Origin of the sequence: Bacteroides sp. D20 (genome assembly GCF_003436255.1) — a bacterium.
Lineage (GTDB): Bacteria > Bacteroidota > Bacteroidia > Bacteroidales > Bacteroidaceae > Bacteroides > Bacteroides uniformis.
Genome location: NZ_QSOO01000019.1, coordinates 98,617 through 105,711 on the forward strand (window position 1 = coordinate 98,617; position 7,095 = coordinate 105,711).

General features: G+C 47.4%; 4 protein-coding genes. 2 read left to right on the plus strand and 2 right to left on the minus strand.

What is annotated here, in order from left to right; genetic code table 11:
• Nucleotides 1-29: 29 nt before the first annotated feature.
• Together DXD78_RS17585 and DXD78_RS17590 are read right to left on the minus strand one after the other, a co-directional pair.
• Nucleotides 30-1,496: a TolC family protein gene (locus tag DXD78_RS17585; RefSeq protein ID WP_008664221.1), complete on the minus strand. Its 1,467-nt coding sequence runs from the start codon at nt 1,494-1,496 to the stop codon at nt 30-32.
• A 121-nt stretch (nt 1,497-1,617) separates the two neighbouring features.
• Nucleotides 1,618-2,496 (minus strand): hypothetical protein, encoded by an 879-nt coding sequence (locus DXD78_RS17590; RefSeq protein WP_005829777.1) that lies wholly within the window; start codon nt 2,494-2,496, stop codon nt 1,618-1,620.
• A 230-nt stretch (nt 2,497-2,726) separates the two neighbouring features.
• Between DXD78_RS17590 and mdh the strand changes: the two genes are divergently transcribed.
• Both mdh and DXD78_RS17600 read left to right on the plus strand, forming a co-directional pair.
• A complete protein-coding gene (mdh, locus tag DXD78_RS17595) occupies nt 2,727-3,668 on the plus strand; it encodes a malate dehydrogenase (protein ID WP_005829779.1) in 942 nt (313 codons plus the stop codon).
• 94 nt (nt 3,669-3,762) lie between these two features.
• A complete protein-coding gene (locus DXD78_RS17600) occupies nt 3,763-7,020 on the plus strand; it encodes a S41 family peptidase (protein ID WP_034529484.1) in 3,258 nt (1,085 codons plus the stop codon).
• The last annotated feature ends 75 nt before the right edge of the window (nt 7,021-7,095 follow it).

Consider the following 7,095-nt stretch of genomic DNA (forward strand, 5'->3'; position numbering starts at 1 on the left):
CTGTTTACTATTTACGATTGAAGAAACTATCAATTATCAATTGTCAATTCCCCCGTTGCCTTTCTCAGATAGATTTCCGTCAGTTTTACGTCAATCTGTGCGTCTATCTTTTCCGATTGGGCAGAAAGCCATGCGGTGTGCGCTTCGAGCACATTGCTGGCAGGTATAACGCCTTCCTCAAAGCCAAGTGTGGCGTATCTCAGGTTCTCGTTGGCTTTTTCCAGGTTCTTTTCGGCCATGGTCAGTTTCTTGGCAGCTTCGTTCACTTGGAAAGCCGACTGGTTGACCTGCAGCTCTATCTTTTCTTTGGCGTCATCCAACTGGTATTGGGCGATGCGTGCTTCCGATTTGGCTGCTTTTACTTTATAGATGCCTTCGCCCCAGTGCCAGATGGGTACCGACACCATGACACCCACATTCCACATCCCCTTGAACTTTTTCTCGAAACTGTTGAAGACGGAAGGGTTGGTTGCCATATAGCTGCCCATTAGTGCTATGGAAGGAAGATATTCCGAACGGGTGACATTTACTTTCTGCTTATAAATCTGCGTGGCAAGTTCCAGGCTACGCACTTCGGGACGGGTAGCATAAACATTGTTGATGTCGATGGCACCGTTTTCCGGAGTAGTGGGAGCCAGGTCTTCCTTCTGTTCGTCTGTGAGCATGACGGGAGTGGAAAGGTCGAGACCACACAATTGGCACAGCAGCATCCGGGCAAGGCTCAGGCCATCGGTTACTTTGGTCAGGGTCATTTCGGCCTCATTCACTTTTACTTTGATGGAGAGTCCGTCTGCTTTGGTGGCAACGCCTTCGGCAATCATTTTGTCAACGTCGCTGTCGAGCTTCTGCAGTAGTTTCAGATAACCTTCTGCCAGCTTCTTTTTATGGGCAAGGGACACTACCTGCCAATATGCCTGGTCTGTACTCAGGATTACTTCCTGCATACCGGTGTTGTGCTGCTGGCGGGCCAGCTCTTCGGCGTATTTGGTAATTTTGTTGTAGGCACGTATCTTGCCGCCCATATATAGGGGTTGGGTCAAGGTCAGTGCGCCCGCATACATGTTGCGGGTGTCTGTACGAAAGGCGTCAACCAAGGATTGGCCTGCACCGTCGAGGGCACCTACCAGGCTTTGTCCTAAAGCCGGCAATTGGCCTGCCAGTTCTGGATGAAGCTGTGCGATGACTTGGGCAGCCTGCTGTAACGGTCCGCTGAGACTTGTACCCAATCCGGACAAGGCTCCTTTCTGAGCGTCGCTGAGGATGGACAACTCTTTTTGACTGCGCATATATCCGCCGCTGGCCGAAATGTTGGGAAGGTAATTAGTAAATGCCGCTTTCCTTTGATAGTGGGCAGCGTTGATTTTTTCCTGGCTTATCAGCAGTTCTTTGTTGTTGGAGATTGCCAATGCACGGCAACTATCCAAGCTTAATGCTTCCTGGGCCTTCATGGGGAAGGATAGGTATGCCAAACAGATGAAACAGAAGAACTTTTTCATTGGGCTATACATTAATTAAGGTGATGAATCTGTTGTTTATACAGCAACAATAATTGCATAAACAACGATGCAAATGTATAGGCTTTCAATGATATTGCAAAATAATTTAGATTTTTTTGTATTAATTCAAGCTGAATGATTGCGAACCGATAAGGGTACCGTCAGCAAAAATGTCTACGCGGTAGGTGCCTGCATAGAGGTATTCTTCTACATCCCAATATACGGTGACGGCTTGCTCTTCTCCGTTGTATTCTATATACTTCTTGATGGAATATACCAGTTCCCGGTTCTCGTATGGGAAGGTGTTCGAGGAACTTTTGGTCAGCACGTCATTGTCCGGTTTGGTGATGCGGATGTAGAGGGTACGTTCGCCGGTCTCTGCAGTGATGTTTTTCACGATGGAGAAGTTTATTTTGAACTTCACGATGTCTTTCACCTTCTTGGCAGTCTTGCCGCGTTTGTTTGTGGGCTGCACAGAGATGTTGGTGGCGTCCAGTTGGGCGGCAAGTGTCACGGTCTTGGTCAGGTTCTTCTTCTCTTCGGACAAGTTGCTGATTTGCCGGGAAGCGGCGTTGTACTTCTTGGTGACATCGGCTATGATTTCCTTCTGTTGAGCAGTCAGGCGGTTTAGCGAGTCAATCTGGTTGATATAGCCTATCATGACTTTGCGGAGAGAGGCCAGTTCCTTCTTCAGACGGCGTATCTCGGTGGCATTGCTGCTCTTCACGGTGCGGAGTTCTTCCAATAAACGTTGGGTCTTCAATTGTTCCTGCTCCAAGAGTACGGAGAGGGAGTCGTTGGAGACTGTCAACTTCAGTTCGTCATATTGTCTGGCGAAGTCTGTGTATTGATTTTCAAGGTCTTCTTTATCCAGATTGAATTCCATCACCAGTTCCTTGTTGGTTTGCTTTTCGGAAATCAGCAGAATGGTAACTCCTATTAATAATAAGATAAGGAGGCTGCCTGCCACGATGAGAAGTGTATTCTTCTTAACTGCCATTTTTGATAATGATTAATGGTTAAGTGATTAATGGTTGGTGGCTGATTATTCGTCCTACATTCATTAATCGTCCGCAAAATTAATCATTAATCATTAATCATCGTCCACTAATCATTGGCTAAATGTGTATTTAACTAAAATTATTACGGAAATATTTCTCTAATTACGAAGTTCGCTGTACTTTTGCGTCATCTTTAAAGAACACTTATAAACAAAAAACTTTAGAAATTATGTCAAAAGTAACCGTAGTAGGTGCAGGTAACGTAGGTGCTACATGCGCTAATGTGTTAGCCTTTAATGAAGTGGCTGACGAAGTGGTAATGCTGGACGTGAAAGAAGGCGTTTCAGAAGGTAAGGCAATGGATATGATGCAGACTGCTCAACTGCTGGGCTTCGACACCACTGTTGTAGGTTGTACCAACGATTATGAGAAGACTGCCAACTCCGACGTTGTAGTGATTACTTCCGGTATTCCCCGTAAGCCGGGTATGACTCGTGAAGAATTGATCGGTGTTAATGCAGGTATCGTTAAGTCGGTTGCACAGAACATCTTGAAATATTCTCCGAATGCTATCCTTGTGGTTATCTCCAACCCGATGGATACCATGACTTATCTGTCATTGAAGTCTCTGGGCTTGCCGAAGAACCGTATCATCGGTATGGGTGGTGCTTTGGACAGCTCTCGTTTCAAATATTTCTTGTCTCAGGCTTTGGGCTGCAACGCCAACGAAGTGGAAGGCATGGTTATCGGTGGTCACGGTGATACTACCATGATTCCGTTGGCTCGTCTGGCTACTTACAAAGGACAGCCGGTAAGCACACTGCTGAGCGAAGAAAAACTGAACGAAGTGGTAGCTTCTACTATGGTAGGTGGTGCTACACTGACTAAGTTGCTGGGTACTTCTGCATGGTATGCTCCGGGTGCGGCAGGCGCTTATGTCGTTGAGTCTATCATCCACAACCAGAAGAAGATGATTCCTTGTTCAGTATATCTGGAAGGAGAATACGGTGAATCAGACATCTGTATCGGTGTTCCCGTAATCCTTGGCAAGAACGGTATCGAGAAAATCGTTGAACTGGAACTGACTGCTGACGAAAAAGCTAAATTTGCTGCCAGCGCTGCTGCCGTTCACAAGACAAATGCCGCTTTGAAGGAAGTAGGTGCTCTCTAATTGAGGGTAACTTAAAATGATAAGCAAACCTCACGGTCTTTTTCCGAAAGGAAAAGTCGTGAGGTTTTTTTATTCTCCAAAAACAAGAATCATTATGAAAAAACTACTATTAGGTATTGCTGCCGCTTGCCTGGCTGGTTTTACTTTTGCGCAGGATGCTCCGCTGTGGATGCGTCATAGTGTCATCTCTCCCGATGGGACCACCATTGCTTTTACGTATAAAGGAGACATCTATACGGTGCCGGTTGCCGGTGGACGTGCCATGCAGATAACTACCAATCCCGCATATGATACGGCTCCGGTATGGAGTCCGGACAGTAAGCGGATTGCTTTTGCTTCGGATCGTATGGGAAGCCTGGACGTCTACATTGTGGCCAAAGACGGAGGCGAACCACGACGGCTGACTACCCACTCGGGAAGCGAAACGCCGCTTGCTTTTACAGATGCCGGACATGTCTTGTTCTCTGCGGGCATCATGCCGTCTGCCGAGGCTGTTGTCTTTCCCTCTAACGGGCAGTTCAACCAGGTCTATCGAGTATCAGTGGAGGGAGGGCGCCCGACGATGATTTCGTCCATGCCTATGGAGTGCATCTCCATCAATAAGGAGGGAGCGATGTTGTATCAAGATAAGAAAGGTTACGAGGACTACTGGCGTAAACATCACGTATCGCCCATTGCCCGTGACATCTGGATGTATACTCCGGGAAAAGAACCGCAGTACCGCCAGCTGACCACTTTCGGAGGAGAAGACCGTGAACCGGTTTGGGCTCCTGATGGAAAAACATTCTACTATCTGAGTGAGGAAAACGGCTCTTTCAATATCTACCGACGTACTCCCGGAGATGCGAAGGCCGTGCAGTTGACGCACTATACCAAAAATCCGGTACGCTATCTCAGTGCCGCTACGGACGGAAGGTTGTGCTATGGATTTGATGGTGAGATTTACACCCTGCTTCCCGGTGGAGAAGCGCAAAAGGTGAACATCAGCATTGTTTCCGACAGAAACGACAAGGACATTATCCGCCAGATTAAGAGTAGCGGTGCCACGGAAATGGCAGTGTCTCCGGATGGTAAGGAAGTGGCTTTCGTTTTGCGCGGCGATGTCTACGTCACTTCAGTGGAATATAAGACTACGAAGCAGATAACGAATACTCCTTGTCAGGAACGTACCGTAGACTTTGCCCCCGATGGGCGGACACTGGTTTATGCTTCCGAACGTGGCGGGCTTTGGCAACTTTACACTTCGACGATTGTGCGTAAGGATGAAAAGCTGTTTACCTATGCCACAGAGCTGAAGGAAGAACGCTTGACAAACTCGGATGCCGCTTCTTTCCAACCCCAATACAGCCCTGACGGTAAAGAGATTGCCTTTCTCGAAAACCGCAGCACCATCCGTGTCATCAATTTGAAGACAAAGGATGTGCGTACCGTTATGGATGGCAAGTATCAATACTCTTATTCGGACGGTGACCAGTGGTTTCAGTGGAGTCCGGACAGCAAATGGATTCTTTCGGACTATATCGGTGTAGGTGGATGGAACAACAAAGATGTTGTGCTGCTGAATGCCGATGGCAAGGGTGAAATGGTGAACCTGACCGAGAGCGGATACAACGATGGCAATGCCAAATGGGTATTGGGTGGAAAAGCCATGATTTGGACCAGTGACCGTGCGGGGTATCGCAGCCACGGCAGTTGGGGAGCCGAAGACGATACTTATATCATGTTCTTTGATGCTGAAGCATACGACCGTTTTTTGATGAACAAGGAAGAAACCGCTTTACTCGAGGAAGCGGAGAAGGCAGAGAAGGAAAAAGCCGGGAAGAAAGACGAAAAGGATGCTAAGAAGAAAAAAGAGGATGCCGACAAAGATAAGGAGAAAAAGGTAGAGCCGTTAAAGTTCGACCTCGCAAACCGCTTTGACCGTATTGTACGCCTGACCGTCAACTCCTCGCATATGGCAGATGCCATGCTTTCTGCTAAAGGGGATAAACTCTATTATCTTTCTGTTTTCGAGGATGGGTACGATCTTTGGGAACACAATCTGAAAGAGAATGTTACAAAAGTTCTTTTGAAGAAAGTAGGTGCAGGCGCTTTGCAGCCTGACAAGGAAGGGAAGAATATCTTCCTTTGTGCCCGCGACGGAATGAAGAAGATAGAGATTGAAGGCAGCAAGATTTCTCCAATTGAATTTGAGGCTTTCTTCGATTACCGCCCTTATGGTGAGCGTGAATATATCTTCGACCACATCTGGCAGCAGGTAAATGATAAGTTCTATGTGGCAGACTTGCAAGGTACGGACTGGAATGGATACAAAGAAACTTATAAGCGCTTCTTGCCGTATATCAACAATAACTACGATTTTGCGGAAATGCTGAGTGAGATGCTGGGTGAATTGAACGGTTCTCATACGGGAGCGCGTTATTATGCTTCGGGCGCAGCACTTCCTACGGCTGCTTTGGGAGTGTTCTATGATGAAGCTTATGCGGGCGATGGACTGAAGATTAAAGAAATTATAGCTCAGAGTCCATTGACGAAGAAAAAGACGGATGTCAAGCCTGGCTGTATTATCGAGAAAGTGGATGGTGTTGCCATTAAGGCTGGCGCTGATTATTTCCCGTTACTCGAAGGTAAGGCAGGCCGCAAGGTGATTCTCTCGGTCTATGATCCTGTTACCGGAAAGCGGTTTGAAGAAACCTTGAAGCCCATATCTTACGGTGCCCAGAATGAGCTGTTGTATAAGCGCTGGGTGGAAAACTGCCGCAAGAAGGTGGATGAATATTCCGGCGGACGCATTGCTTATATTCACATCAAAGGTATGGATAGTCCGAGCTTCCGTAAGATTTACTCCGATTTGTTGAGCGAAAGCAGTCGTAAGAAAGAGGCTGTTGTGGTGGATACCCGCCATAACGGAGGCGGGTGGCTGCACGAACAAGTAGCGACGTTACTTAGCGGCAAGGAGTATGAACGCTTTGTGCCGCGTGGCCAGTACATCGGCAGCGATCCTTTTGACAGATGGCTGAAACCTTCGTGTATGCTGGTTTGCGAGGATAATTACAGCAATGCCCACGGTACTCCTTTCGTATATAAGACGTTGAGAATAGGCAAGCTGGTAGGTGCTCCCGTGGCAGGAACCATGACTGCTGTCTGGTGGGAAAGCCAGATCGATCCAAGTATTGTATTCGGTATTCCGCAGGTAGGCTGCATGGATATGCAGGGCAACTATCTGGAGAACCGCACGTTGCAGCCTGATATCCTGGTCTATAATGAACCGGAAGCTGTTTTGAAGGGAGAAGATGCACAGCTGAAAGCGGCGGTGGACCACTTGCTGAAGGGGTTGCCGCAAAAGAAATAGATGGATTGGACTTTATAAACAAGAGGCACTATAAAATATTTTGTGTAAATGCAAAATACGGGATTCAGTATGGGT